At 51.5% G+C, this 14067-nt stretch carries 9 protein-coding genes; all 9 read right to left on the bottom strand.

Features of this window, described 5'->3' with window-relative positions; genetic code table 11:
• Positions 1-351: 351 nt before the first annotated feature.
• Positions 352-765, bottom strand: a complete 414-nt coding sequence (locus VQ071_RS12185; RefSeq protein WP_340514372.1) for a hypothetical protein — start codon at positions 763-765, stop codon at positions 352-354.
• 819 nt (positions 766-1584) lie between these two features.
• Complete coding sequence (locus VQ071_RS12175; protein ID WP_340514265.1) at positions 1585-4614, bottom strand: glycoside hydrolase family 2 TIM barrel-domain containing protein; 3030 nt, start codon at positions 4612-4614, stop codon at positions 1585-1587.
• A gap of 88 nt (positions 4615-4702) precedes the next feature.
• Positions 4703-5452 (bottom strand): hydroxypyruvate isomerase family protein, encoded by a 750-nt coding sequence (locus VQ071_RS12170; RefSeq protein ID WP_340514264.1) that lies wholly within the window; start codon positions 5450-5452, stop codon positions 4703-4705.
• Positions 5449-6522, bottom strand: coding sequence for a zinc-dependent alcohol dehydrogenase (locus VQ071_RS12165; RefSeq protein WP_340514263.1), 1074 nt, complete (start codon positions 6520-6522; stop codon positions 5449-5451). Before VQ071_RS12165 ends, VQ071_RS12170 begins: the two co-directional genes overlap by 4 nt.
• A gap of 35 nt (positions 6523-6557) precedes the next feature.
• A complete protein-coding gene (locus tag VQ071_RS12160) occupies positions 6558-7871 on the bottom strand; it encodes a carbohydrate ABC transporter permease (RefSeq protein ID WP_340514262.1) in 1314 nt (437 codons plus the stop codon).
• A gap of 5 nt (positions 7872-7876) precedes the next feature.
• Entirely contained in the window at positions 7877-8794 is a 918-nt protein-coding gene (locus VQ071_RS12155) for a carbohydrate ABC transporter permease (RefSeq protein ID WP_340514261.1), read from the bottom strand.
• Positions 8795-8865: 71 nt separating this feature from the next.
• Positions 8866-10299 carry an extracellular solute-binding protein gene (locus VQ071_RS12150; RefSeq protein ID WP_340514260.1) on the bottom strand — a complete coding sequence of 478 codons (1434 nt, stop codon included), beginning with the start codon at positions 10297-10299 and terminating at the stop codon, positions 8866-8868.
• A 241-nt stretch (positions 10300-10540) separates the two neighbouring features.
• Complete coding sequence (locus VQ071_RS12145) at positions 10541-12184, bottom strand: response regulator (RefSeq protein WP_340514259.1); 1644 nt, start codon at positions 12182-12184, stop codon at positions 10541-10543.
• Positions 12162-14021, bottom strand: a complete 1860-nt coding sequence (locus VQ071_RS12140; protein ID WP_340514258.1) for a sensor histidine kinase — start codon at positions 14019-14021, stop codon at positions 12162-12164. The genes VQ071_RS12145 and VQ071_RS12140 overlap by 23 nt, the downstream gene beginning before the upstream one ends.
• Positions 14022-14067 lie beyond the last annotated feature (46 nt).

The raw sequence follows: 14067 nt of genomic DNA, 5'->3' as shown, positions 1-14067 counted from the left end.
GCTTGGCCTATGGGCGAATATCGCCCTGCTCGCTGGTAGGCGTATCGAATGAGCAGACGGACCGGCTTCCTTCCATGTCCAGACCCTATCTGCCGATCAAGGAAGCCGGCTATCGGGCAGCCGACCGCATGCTGTGGCGACTGCAAATTCGACCGCTCCCTTCGAGCATATCCGCATTCGAGGGCAGTTTTCCGCAGGCAGTACGACGAGGACGGTGTGAGCATTCGTGCGATGTCGTTCTGTCCGAATTACGGCTGCGGCTTCAAGCTGCGGGGCCACCGGGGAGCCGCAGTCCCCGACTCGACGATGCCGCTGCACGGCATACGAGACGAACTGCGGCGGCCCGACGGATCAAGTGCTTAGCTGAACAATCGTTAAAATACGATTCATATAACCCAGAACGGGGAAAGAGGAAGCGATGCTTGCGCCTACCGCATCACCTGCCGTCAAGGCGGCTTGCGCCACAAACGTCGAGCTGCTTCTGTTCGCTATCCTAAAAAAGGTCGTCGTCTCCCCGAAAAGCGGTGTGCCGTTGGCGGTAATAATCGCATTTAAATAGGGCTGGTCCGTGTCCGGCTCCGTCGTAGCTTCGGCATTGATCGAGATTGTGATCTGATAGATTCCGCTCGTACCCACTACCAATTCATTGCCCGTCCCGCTGACAGCAACCGTAGACGATAAAGGTCCGACTATACTAAAAGGTACGGGCGTGAAGGTTGCTCCGGGCACTTCCACACTGAACCCACGGAGCGACCCGTAGGCCAAAACGACCTCTCCGGTAGGTCCGGTTGGGCCTGTTGGACCTGTTGGACCTGTTGCCCCTGTTGCGCCTGTGGCGCCGGTCGGCCCCGGCAAGCCTGCAGCTCCTGCAGCTCCTGCAGCTCCCGTGGCGCCTGTTGGTCCCGGCAAGCCTGTGGCTCCCGCAGCACCGGCAGCCCCGGCGAGGCCCGGAAGGCCTGTGGCTCCCGTCGGACCGACGGGACCGGGCAGACCGATGGCTCCGGCAGCCCCGGCGGGCCCCATCGGTCCTGTAGGTCCGATCGGACCTACAGGACCTACAGGACCTACAGGGCCGACATGGGACACATGCGCTTTGCGCCTGATGCGCTTGCGCGTTTTTTTTAAGCATACAGGGCAGTAATAAATCTTTGCCTTCCCGGCACACTTCAGCTTATGTCCACTTTTTCGACAATGATGGTTGTTGCCGGAGGTCATTTGACCATCTCCTTCCGCCCTATATGTATATCCCGCAACCCCAGTAACGGCTGTGCTGTTACCTATCCCCCGTTTAAAATGGGCGACAGCTTGCAATGAAATAGGGGCCCTGCCCTGACGGGCCTATACGCAAAAAAATAACCCTTCGATTGAATTCGAAGGGACTCGTTATAAGTATGGTGCGGTCGAGAGGATTCGAACCGCCACGGAGAGTCAGCCCACCGGAACCTGAAATCGGCGGCTGTGTTCGGTCGGTCGGCGGACTTGCGGTACGTCGAGCTACTGACGAGTGATATATCCTGGAATATGCTCGAATTTGAAAATGCCGCTCTTGCAGAAGCTTCGCCAAGCCGCAGCATGGAAAAACCTTTAATCCTCTTTGAAAACCGGGAGGATCGACACTTCAAAACGGAAGCGCTTCTCGCTAAAACGGTACTGCTCCGCCAACTCGGGACCGCAGGAGCTTGAGCCCACACCGCTCATGCGATAATCGAGATGTACAATCGTTTTCTTTCTCGGAGCCAACTCCGGCACATGGGACGCGATCGCCAGATCCTCCGGCGTGAAATGGGAGGCGTTGAACGAGAACGGTTCTGCGGAGGTAAACCGCAGCCCCATGCCCTGCTCGTTTGACACAATTGCCCATTCGGTTCCGTACCGCGAGCCGTGCTCCTGCGGCATAATATAGGGCACATACATGTCGTTGACCGTGAGGAGATAACGACCGCGTTTGACGCTTTGGCGCTTGTCGACATAGCTCTCGTGCGGACCGAAGCCGAAATATTCGATTTCCTCGCTGCCTTCCGGCATTGTCCACTGTAAGCCGAATCTCGGTAAATACGGCAGCTCCTCGCGAACCTCGACGTCCGTGCCGAGGGATATTTGCCCATTGCCGTCCACGGTCCACAATGCGCTTCCATGCAGGATCGGCACTTTGGAATGCCCGCCTAATGCGTATGATACGCGAATTTCCACGCGCCCTGGCGACGGTTGATCCCACTCGCAGGCATAGATTTTCGACTCCGCCCGATCGTAGCCCTCTTCCTGCCAATCCTTCTTGATATGCCTGTCATTGTCCGTCGGCGCGCGCCAGATGGCGAAGCGCGCCGGTACCGCCAGCAGCGATACGCCATGCTTGATAGCGCGCTGAAAGGTGCCGGACAGCAGATCGAACGCGTATTCGAAGTCGAAGCCTTCAATAAGCAATTGTCCGTTCTTTTCAATCGTCGATAATTTTCCGCGAATGGCAGCCTGATCCGCTTCAGTGGCTGCGTTCGCGGCCGCCATCCGGAATTGGCCGAAGGCCAATTCATAGCCCGGCTCGGCCCAGTCGGTTTCTTCCCGAAGACGGCACGAGAGGGTCAGCATGCGCTCGCCTTCCGCTCCGGACGGTAAATCCAAGGGCAGTGGGATGGATGCGTCGCTTCGCGGACCGACGTTCAGCTCTGTAATGGAGCCCTGCGCCAGCAATTCACCCTCATCCTCGACCTTCCAGAAGAGCGAAACATGCGATAGATCCCGGAAATCGTAAAGATTCGAAAGCTTGAATCGTCCTGCGGCCAAATCCTCCGCCTCGAAACGAACTGGCGCGAGCACCTGCTTCAGCTCCAGCAATCCGGCGTGCGGCTTCCGATCCGGGCTGACCAGACCGTCGATGCAAAAGTTGCCGTCGTTAGGCTTATCCCCGAAATCTCCGCCATAAGCGTAATACGGCCGCCCATCGGCTGTCTGTGTCGCGATGCCGTGATCGCACCACTCCCACACACAGGCTCCCATCAGTTTCGGATACTGGTAAATAACGTCCCAGTAATCCTTCAAGTCGCCGGGCCCATTGCCCATGGCGTGGCTGTATTCGCACAAGAACAGCGGCTTCTTGTATTCGGGGCTGCGAGCGTATTCCTCGATATAATCGACTGTCGCATACATCCGGCTTTCAACATCCAGGCAATCGATAGCGGGATTCCCCTTGTAGCCTGGCGCTGCACTTTCGTAGTGGATCGGACGGGACGGATCCCGATTTCTGATCCACTCCGCCATCGCAATGTGATTGGTGCCATAGCCGGATTCGTTGCCAAGCGACCACATGACGACGCAGGCACGGTTTTTATCGCGTTCCACCATCCGCTCGGCGCGATCAAGATAAGCGCTTTGCCATGCCGGGTCATCGGTCAGTCGGTGAAGAAGCCCGGACTCCGGCGGTCCCGCGCTGCCCATGCCATGGCTCTCCAGGTCCGCTTCGTCGACCACGTAAAATCCATATCGATCGCACAGCTCAAGAAATCGCGGATCGTTCGGGTAATGCGAGGTGCGGATCGCGTTTATGTTATGCCGCTTCATCAGACGCAAATCCTCAATCATATGATTCAGGGGAATCGTCTGGCCGAGCACGGGATGAGAATCATGGCGATTAACGCCCTTCAGCTTGACTGCTGCCCCGTTAATCCGAAACACGCCGTCGACAATCTCAATGCGCCGGAAGCCGATGGGAACCCGAATCGCTTCCTCCCCGGCCAGGAGGTAAAGCTGATACAAATAGGGGGTTTCGGCGCTCCATAGATGCGGTTGTCTCACTTCGAGCAGGATACTGCCTTTGCCGTCGGTTACGATTCCGTTGCCATTGGACACCGCTTTGCCGTCCGCGTCGAACAGCTGCGCTTGAACCGCAAGAGAACCGGTCGCCTCCAGCACGATCTCCGCTGTCGCATGGTCCAGACCGGCAGAGAGCTGCTGTCGCACCTCCGCATCGCGGATATGCGCGCGGTCTCTCGCCAGCAAATATACGTCGCGAAAAATGCCGGAGTATCTCCATTGGTCCTGATCCTCCAGATAGGAACCGTCGCACCACTTGAGCACAAGAACCGCCATGCGGTTTTGACCGGCGCGAAGATAGGGCGACAGGTCAAACTCCGCAGGAATGCGGCTGCCTTGGCTGTAGCCGACGAAGGTACCGTTCACCCACAGATAAAAGCAGGCGTTGACGCCTTCGAATACGACGTACTTGGACTTGCCCTCCCACGCGTCCGCGATGTTAAAATCCCGAATATACAAGCCCGCCGGGTTCTGGTCCGGCACGTATGGCGGATCGACCGGAAACGGATAGTTTACATTCGTATAATGCATTTGATCGTAGCCGTTCGTCTGCCAGCATGAAGGTACGATGAGATCGTCCCAAGCGCTGGCTTCATAGCCTTCTTCGTAGAACGGCTCCCTCACCAGGCTAACGCTGTCGCGATATTGGAACTTCCAGGAGCCATTCAGCGTCTGATAGAACGGAGAAGCGTCCCGCTTGCCTTTTTTCGCCTGCGCTGCGCTCGCAAACGGAATATAATGCGCCCGAGCGCCTACGCGATTGATTTGAATAATGCCGGGATTTTGCCAAATCGGTTCGATCGGAATCATGGGGACCTTCACTCCATTTGTCGTAATTGGTGCGGGTGCCGGAAGCGGTCAAGCGCGCATTGCAGTCAAGCGTAATTAGACCGTCAATTTATCCAACCCACCGTCGAAGACCCGCTTCAGGATCGAGTGTCGGGAAATACTCAAAACCTACCCCTCCTTCAAAACCCGTTTCCCGAATAGCAGCAAAAATCGCTTCGAAATTCAATTCGCCGTTGTCCAATTCATGGCGTCCTGGATTGCCCGCAGCGTGGAAATGTCCGATCAGCTCTATATTTTCTTGTATGGTGGAAATAATATGCCCTTCCGTGACCTGCTGATGGTAAATATCGTATAATACCTTCACTCTGTCGCTGCCCGCCGCGCTAACTGCATCGAATGCTTCGGAGGAGGATGCCAAAAAGTATCCTTGGTGATCGACCGCAGTATTCAAGGGCTCCACAAGAAGCGTTATATTTTCGGCCTCCAGCAGCTTGGCCGCAGCCTTTAATCCATCGATTAAGGACTGCTGCTGGGATGCTCTCGATCCCCCGATCCGTTCATTTCCCACTTGCGTAATAAGCTTGCTGCAGTTCAACCTTTTGGCCACGTTGATTGATTCGGCCAGACCGGATAGATAAAAATCCCGCATCGCCGGGTCGACCAGACTGATGAACTTCGTACAGAAGCACGCAATCTTCATCTCCGTTTCCTCTACGACACGTTTAACCAAATCCAAATCTTTGTCCCACCACGTCCAGAACTCAATGGTATCCATACCGAGCCTCTTAACAGAACGAACGCTATCCTCGAAGGGATAGCCTTGATAAACCGCATCCACGCAAACCGAAAACTTCATCATTCTGCTCCTTCTACGCGGTCATAAGTAATAGCCACCTGGATAATCTCCGACGGGTCCTGGTCGATTTGTTCGTAAGCCGATTGAATATCCTCCAGATCGTAGCGATGCGTGACCAGGTTCTCCAGCTTCAATTTCTCCAGCAATTGCAAGCAATGTCGAACCTTCCTTTCGTCCGAGTACATATGCCGGATGGAAGGATTGATTCCTCCCGTCTGCGAGCTCCGGATCGTAACCCGGTTGTGATGGAATTCCTCGGACAGATCCAGCGCCGTACACGCGCCTTGGTACCAACCGAGCGCCGTGATCGTAGTGTCCGGCGCGGCGATCCGGATCGCTTCCTTCAGCGATTTCTGATTTCCTGTCGCTTCGATCACAAGATCCGCGCCTTTGCCGTTGGTCAGCTTGCGCACTTCCTTGGCGATGTCGGCGGTTGTTTGCGGATTGAAGACGTAATCCGCTCCGTTCGCTTTAGCGGTTTTCAGCCGCCTCTCGAACAGATCGACGCCGATGACCTGGAACGCCCCTGACAGCTTCGCCATCTGCGCCAGCATTTGGCCCAGAACGCCCAATCCCATTACGACGACGGTATCGCCAAGCTTGATCGAGGAATCCAGGATACCGTTATAAGTCGTCATCAAATTCGTGAAGAAGATCGCTTGCTCCGGTTTAATCTGATCCGGCAGCTTCACCACTTCATCCGCCGGCTTGATAATGTGCGATTGATGGGGCGCGTGGGCATAGATGATGTCGCCGACTTGGATCGACGTCACTTCTTGTCCAACTTCGATGACTCGACCGACATTCGAATAGCCCATATACCAGACGCCCGGATCGCAGCTGCGGATAGGATATTGCCATGTCTCTTCCTCGCCTGCGTCTTCAAAGAGACGAAACTCCGGGTCTTGCTTGCGCCTGAAAAATGGGGCGATGCCGCGATATACGTTCATTTCAGATCCATGACTGACCGCCGACAAAATGCTTTGCGCGCGCACTTCATTCGGCTTCAGAAGAGCACTGTCTACGTCTTCCACAATCAATGTCCGCGGAGCCATATACTTTGTAATTTTCATTGAATTTCCTCCTGATAGTCGGATACAGATCAAAATCAGCCTTTGACACCGCTAAAGCTGATGCCCTTCTCGATCGCTCCCTGGGTGCTTACAAAAACGATCATCAACGGAATCATGGAGATGACGCCGCTGGCGCTAATCCAGTTGGGCCGCGGATTTTTGCTGTTTTGCAGATCGTTCAGCGCGACCGTAAACGTCCAGTAATGCTGATCCTTGGTGACAACGTAAGGCCACAGAAAATCGTTCCAGACCGGAATGAAGGTTAGAACGGCTACAATCGTGAATACAGGAATCGACATCGGAATGACGATTCGGACGAACGTCCAGAACTCGTTGGCCCCGTCGACCCGAGCCGCCTGCAACAGCTCCTTCGGAAGCTGGTCGAAAAAGCCTTTGAACAAATACATGACAAAGCCCCAGGCAAAGTGCGGCAGCATGATCGCCCATAGGCTGTCGATCAGATTCAGCTTCTGCATGAGCAAATATTGCGGAATCAGAATAGATACCCCAGGGATCATAATCGTGGCCAGGAAGTACATCAGAAGCGAAAAGCGAATTTTTTTGCTCGCCACAAGCTGCGACATCGCGTAGCTTCCCATTCCGCCCAAGACAAGCTGCCAGGCGATTACGCCGACGCAAACAATGAAGCTGTTAATAAAATATTGATAAAATCCGAAGTGGCCGGCCGACTGAGTAGCCAGAAAATTAAGGCTCCGGTAGCTGTCGAAAAGACGCCGCCAATTGTGCGATTGCTGCAGTTCGACGATTTTTCCGTCCAGTATCTTTTTCTCGCCAAAGAAAGCCGTCAGTTGTTGACTTAGCGGTTCGTTCGAGATTTTCGCGCCGCCGATCGCAATCGTATCTCCCTGCCCGTACCACGTAAATTTCGACAGCTTGCGTTCTTCGATTTGCGGAAGCCTGTGGCTCATAATGCTGTCGTTGAACACCTGAGTAGGAACGATGAACGGCTGTCCGACATAAAACTGGGCGGCGGTCGTCTTGGCCCGGTACAATTCATGCCCATCCTTTACACCCGTTACCGTGATCTCTCCGATATTTTCCCGCATATTGGCCATCCATGGAAACCAGGTCGCCTTCATCGCGTCCTTCTCATAGAACTTTGCATCATTATTGTTCATACCCGAATAGTCGAGCGTAATGGAGATGGAATGGGGCACTTTGGGAACAAACTTGGGCGTAAAGGAGTCGATGGATTCATTATCCATGATTGACGTAATAAACAGCCACACCAAAGGCAGAAGCCCCAAAATAAGAAATACAATTGTAACGACATAAGAAGTGACTGACAGTTTGCGTTGGCCTTGTTCGACAATCCGGTTTCTCTCCATCCTGTTCAGTCCTCCTCTCTCTGCAGCCGAAATTGTATGACCGTAAGTATGGCGATGACAATAAACATAAAGAAGGACAGAGCCGCCGATATGCCAAACCTCGATTGCACAAAGGCCGTCTTCTGAATCATCAGCGCGACTACGAGAGAAGCGTCAGCCGGCCCCCCTTGCGTCATAACAAAGATATTATCAAACGATAGCAGAACGCCGGACATAAATCCGATGAACTGAATCAGAATGACGAACGAAATGTTCGGCAATATAATCATTCCGATTCGGCGCCAAGGTCCGCAGCCGTCAATCTTCGCAGCTTCAAATATTTCCGATGAAATCGATTGGATCGCCGCATAATAGAGCAGCACCCCGACCCCTCCGCTGGCAAAAAAACCAGGCAGTACGATGGCCAGCTTGGTCATGTGCAAATCGTTAAGCCAGCCGTATGGACCAAGTCCGATTTTCCCGAGTAAATAGTTAAACAAGCCGCGGTCAGGATTGTACATCCATTTCCAGAGCAATACGCCGGCCACTACCGGCAATACGCTCGGAATCTGATACAAAACGCGATAAAAGCCGTTGAAGCGACGAATATTGCTCAAAAAAACAGCTTGCACGATGGGTACCCAGAATACAAGGGCCAAGGAAAGGATGAAAAATATGAACGTATTTTTCATGGCCAGCCAGAACGTATGCGAGCTCAAAAACTCTTCATAGTTTCCGAAGCCTATAAATTTGCCCGGCGGATTAATGATATCGTAATTGAACAAGCTGATATAAATCGCATCGAAAATGGGATAATACTTGAATACGAAAAAAACAATGATCGATGGCAGCAAGAATAGGATGGGCGTCCAGCGTATTTTTTTCCTTATGCGCGAGCGCTTCTGATTTGTCTCGGGCAGCTGCAGCTTCAGTTGGTTCTCCATTTTCACACCGCCTTATGCATAAATGTCGGGATTTCCGAAATGGAAATCCCGACGTCTTCTTTACGGAAAACTTATTGAGCTGATCCGGACAGGACGTCTTGATTATATTTGTCGATGACTTCTTTTTGCGCAAGCACCTGTGCCTTCTGAAGCTCTGAAGCCGGATCCGCATTGGGGTCCAGCAATATCTTTTGAATCGGCTTGACGAGATACGAGCTCAGGCTGCTTTTCAGATAGTACTCAAGATGAGGATCTGCAGCCGCTTTTTGAACCGCTGCCACAAAGTCGGCCGGCACATCCTTGATGTATTTGGTTACATCGAGATCTTTGACAACCGTAAGCGGATTGAGGCCGAGACCGTTATCCTGATAGAACTGGGCGAAATATTCTTGCTGCTCTTTCGACATGAAGAACATCGCGTAGATGAAGGCCGCTTTTTGTTTTTCAGGCGACGACTTCGCATTGACCATATAGAAGGCTCCGCCGACTTGCGAGGGGGCTTTTCCGGAAGGACCGACAGGGAACGGAGCGAAGCCGATATCGTTCGGATCCATGCCTTTGCCGGTAAAATCCGAAATGCTCGAACCGCCCAAAATCATAGCGGAATGGCCGGTGTAGAAGTCCTTTTGATTTTCCGGGTAGTCCTGAACAACGTTCTTCTGCGTTACTTTATATTTCCACTTCAGGTCTTTGTAGTATTGAAGCGCTTTAACCGACGCTTCAGACGTGAATTGCAGCTTCACCGTTCCATCCGGCTGAAGCTCTGTCAGGTCTCCGCCCGCTTGCCACACATAATACTCGAAGTGCCAGTCGGCCCAGTCCATGCCGAGAATATCGAAGCCGACGGTTCCCGGATTTTTCTCTTGCAGCGTCTGCGCGGTTGTCGCGAATTCTTCCCATGTTGCAGGAGGATGGTCGATGCCGGCGTTTTTAAACAGCTTCTTGTTATAGAGAAGGCCGGTCGAATACATGTAATCCGGAATACCGTAAATTTTGCCGTTCTTGGTAGCCAGATCGAAGGAGCCGTCGATAAATCTGTCCTTTTCAGGCGAACTGTTGATCAGATCCGTTATGTCGGCGGCAATTCCCTTTTGAATATAGACCTGCATATCCGGGAATGCAGGCTCGGAGATGTCAGGACCTTCGCCGCCGGCTACCGCCGTCAGAAACTTCTCGCGTCCGTTCGATTGGCTGTTATCGATGTGCGTCACTTTAATGTTCGGGTGAAGCTTCTCGAATGCCTCGAATTGAGCGTCCTTCAGCGCCTTGATCGGAGAATCCGCAGGCTGCAAATCCCAAGCCGTGATCTCGACGACCGGATCTTCCGACGGGCTAGCCGACTCGCTGCTTGGCGCACTTTGGGATGAGCTTGTCGAAGACTCGCTCGGCGTTGCCGAAGCATCCGATTTTTTGGTGTCCCCTGAGTTGCAAGCAGTCAGAGCGACCAGCGATGCGGCAACCACAATTGCAGTAACTGATTTGTAAAAACCCCCACGTTCTTCCATGTGATACCTCCTGAATAATTGAATAAGTTTTTGTTACAATTCAATCTTAAAAGAATCAAGAATAATTGATAATGGAAAATACGCACTTGTACAATATGAATATCTTTACCTTTGCGTCGTCTATTGGTTTTGATAGCTTTCTGCAGCTTCAGTCCAAAGTAAAAACGACTTCGATGTCCCAAAAGGACTGAAGTCGTTTCGACAGGCGCAACAAATACGACGAAAAGCCGACGAAAACAGATCATGCCTCATCCTGTCCGGATGATGAGGATGCTTTGCTGCGGTACTGATTCGGAGTCATTCCGGTTGATTTGCGAAAGACGCTGCTGAAATAGGCGGCATCCTGAAAACCGACCAATTCGGCTACTTGCTGGATTTGCAAATTTGGCTCATGCAAAAGCTGCTCGGATTTGCGAATCCGTGCCGCCGTCAAGTAGTTGACGAAGCTTTCGCCAAACCGCTCTTTAAACCGTCTGGAAAAGTAGCTCGGATGGAAAAAAAATCGTTCGGCGATCGTCTGGAGGCTGATCTGCTCGTTCAGATTGGCATCGATATATCGCTTGACTTCGTCAATAACGGTGTACTCCGACGAATGACGCAGCTTGAACAAGTGTCCAATAATATTTTGAAGCATTTCCTTGAGCTGTTCCGGGATGTCCCGCCAATCGTTCAGCTCATGCAACCACTTCAGCAAATCGTCCAGCTCTCCAATTACCCATTCCGGAATACTCGTCTGCGTAAGCAAATATTTGCGCAGCAGCAGGTGGAATTCGAGGCAAAAGCTTTCCAGATGGGTAAACGAAACCTGTTCGCCAGCGGCAATCGCCTCTACCTTCCGGTCGATCCATTTGTTCAGCACTCCTGAGTTGCATTCGCTCAAGCAGCGGAGCAGCAGCGCTTCGTCTTCCTCCGTGATGACGGAATGAAGCTCGGCTTTGCCGTGCTCGGATGCAGCCATGTAAATCCGGTTCCAGCCATAAAGGATTCTATTGCGCAGCGCTTGCCTGGCTTGCTGGTACGATTGTTGAATCCCATCCATCCGATGAACAGCGGCCCCGCATCCGATCGACACCTTAAGCTTCAGATGACGAACGATTCCATCCATGATTTCGTTAAGCTCCTGATTGAGAACTTCGCTTTTAACAGGAATCTGGCTTCCAAACACGTACACCAACTCGTTCTCGTGCATGACGTGTCTGAACAGAACCCCTTCTTGGTCCGTCGATTCCAGCGCTGTCGAAATTATATTTTTGACGGCAAACCAGAGAAGTTTTTCGTCTTCCTGACGAAAGGATAAATGCGGCAGCTTCAAAGGCGCCAACTCGAAAACTACGGCGATAAAATGACTACAATTTAATTTCATGACTGATAATTTTTCGTCCCGTGCGGCCGCGCTTTCTGTTCCTTCCGCGCCGTATTGGATGAATTTGCTGAGCATTTGTTGACGAAGTGTCTCTTGGTTATTATTTTGCAAATGCTTGAGCTGCTCTCCGAGCGAGGACTGTTGGCGTCTTTTTTCAATTTTGTCGATGATGCGCGCCAAACTTTCCTTCAGTTCCTCCCTCTCCACCGGCTTGAGCAAATAATCCGTGACGCCGTAACGAATCGCTTTCTGGGCATGTTCGAACTCCCCGTAGCCGCTGATGACGATAAACTGAAGTCCAGGATTCGTCAACAAGGCTTCACTTATGAAGACCAACCCGTCCATTACGGGCATTCTGATGTCGGTAATGACGATATCCGGTTTCGCTTCGTCCAATTTATGAAGCGCCGCAGCCCCGTCCCCGGCTTCTGCGACGATTGTCAAAGGAAGTCCTGACATTTGAACTTTTTTTATGATTCCTTGCCGCATCAATTGCTCGTCATCCACGATCATCAGCTTCATCAGGCGATTCCTCCACGCATATTTTTTTCACGCGAATCGTAATTGTTGTTCCCTGCTCCTCGTCGCTTTGAATCGTTATACCGTAATCGCTTCCGAACACCAGTTTGATCCGATACTGAACGTTAAACAAACCAATCGACGAAGCCGTGTTATTGACGTAATTCTGCTGATGGCATTGCCACAGCATTTCCTGAAGCGCCTTAAGTCTGTGGGGTTCGATGACTGGCCCATTGTTCCATACCGTAATGACTGCATCGGTATCCGATACACTTGATGCCCGAATGCGAATTTCGCCGCCGGAGGCCATATGGTCGATCGCATGCACAAAACTGTTCTCCACCATGGGTTGCAAGAGCAGCTTTGGAATAAGAATGGCGTGCAACCCTTCCTCTACGGCGACCGAATATCGCAACCGATCCGTGAACCGGATCTGCTGGATGTACAAATAGATTTCCAGTTGACGAATTTCTGCTTGCAGTGTGGACATATGGCCGGCGCTTATATTGTAGCGGAACATCTTGGCCAACGAGGAGCTGATCAGACTGATCCGGTCATCTTCGTGCAAAGCGGCGAGGCTATCGATCATACCGAGCGCGTTGTATAGAAAATGAGGGTTGATTTGGGATTGCAGCGATTTGATTTCCGCATCTTTTTTGACCAAATCCGCCTCGTAAACTTTGACGATAAGCATGTTGATTTCATGGGCCATCTGATTGAATCGACGGATGAAAAAACCGATCTCATCCTTCGAGCGAACGGGAACGGCAATTTGATAATCCCCATTTTCGATCGAGACGATGCCCTTTTTGAGCAGCTTGAGCGGCGTAATGATTTTGGAGGCGAGCAGACTGGCAATCATCATCGCCCCCAACAGACAGGCGACGCCGATCAGGATCGTTCGTTTTGCAAGATCATTTACTTGTCTAAGCAGTGTTCGCAGAGGAACTTTTCCGACAAGCACCCATGACGTTTTGTCCAATTTGTGGGACACAAACAACGTCTGAACGCCCTGATCATCTCCGAAACGATATCTGGACGACACGTTGTAGCCAAGTTTATAAAGATCTGTCATTCCTTCTAATCGGGTTCCTATTCTTTGCTCGTCGGACGAAAGCATAATTGTACCGTCCTCGGAATCGACCAGCGCGTATTGTCCCTGCTCTTCGCTGCCGATATCACTCAGCCATCGTTTTAAATAATTGGGGGACAGCTCGATACATAGAATTCCGACAATGGGAAAATTCGAGTTTAAGCTTATGAGCTTGATCGCTTGAGTAAAAACAAGCGTATTGGTGTACTGCTTGGATTTAGAATCGTAGTTCTGAACAGGAACCCAAGCGCCTTTACCGTCGTTGGCAATTGCTACGGCTTTTAATCGATTGAAATCAAGATTGTCTATTTTAATAAGGTTGCCATTGCTCAAACTATTTCCGTCCAGTTGGCTGATCATAATAAAATCAGCGGCGGGATTATCGAGAATGAACTGACTGAATTTTCCGGAATACATGCTGTATGTTTCGGGATCGGAGCCCAAGCTTCTGGTGAACTTCTGAAAATCCACGTCACCAAAATATTCCCAGGAAAAGTTTTTAATATTTGACATATAGGATTCCAGCGTTGACGCGGATTGATTGCTGAGCTGTTCCATATTCCCTATGGCTCTTTGTTTTATGTCCGCGGAGGTATTGACGTAATAATCGAAACCGAGCGCCATTACCGTAATCGTTATCGTGATGAAAAAGCAAAACCATATTTTGCGATACAGCGATTTGACAATGAAGTCGTAAGGAATCAATAAATAGCGAACTATCGTCTGGAACATGCTTTTCGTCCGCATGCGCTGTTTACCTCACCTCTCGCAGTATGATCCTCCGTATATTCAT

This window comes from Cohnella sp. 56 (assembly GCF_037963805.1).
Classification (GTDB): domain Bacteria; phylum Bacillota; class Bacilli; order Paenibacillales; family Paenibacillaceae; genus Cohnella.
This window is presented reverse-complemented; position numbering and strand designations above follow the sequence as displayed.

Bases quoted from the DNA above. Each gene is read 5' to 3' on its own strand.
- VQ071_RS12150 (WP_340514260.1), bottom strand. From the start codon at position 10,299: ATGGAAGAACGTGGGGGTTTTTACAAATCAGTTACTGCAATTGTGGTT.
- VQ071_RS12170 (WP_340514264.1), bottom strand. From the start codon at position 5,452: ATGATGAAGTTTTCGGTTTGCGTGGATGCGGTTTATCAAGGCTATCCC.
- VQ071_RS12165 (WP_340514263.1), bottom strand. From the start codon at position 6,522: ATGAAAATTACAAAGTATATGGCTCCGCGGACATTGATTGTGGAAGAC.
- VQ071_RS12145 (WP_340514259.1), bottom strand. From the start codon at position 12,184: ATGAAGCTGATGATCGTGGATGACGAGCAATTGATGCGGCAAGGAATC.
- VQ071_RS12175 (WP_340514265.1), bottom strand. From the start codon at position 4,614: ATGATTCCGATCGAACCGATTTGGCAAAATCCCGGCATTATTCAAATC.
- VQ071_RS12155 (WP_340514261.1), bottom strand. From the start codon at position 8,794: ATGGAGAACCAACTGAAGCTGCAGCTGCCCGAGACAAATCAGAAGCGC.
- VQ071_RS12160 (WP_340514262.1), bottom strand. From the start codon at position 7,871: ATGGAGAGAAACCGGATTGTCGAACAAGGCCAACGCAAACTGTCAGTC.
- VQ071_RS12140 (WP_340514258.1), bottom strand. From the start codon at position 14,021: ATGCGGACGAAAAGCATGTTCCAGACGATAGTTCGCTATTTATTGATT.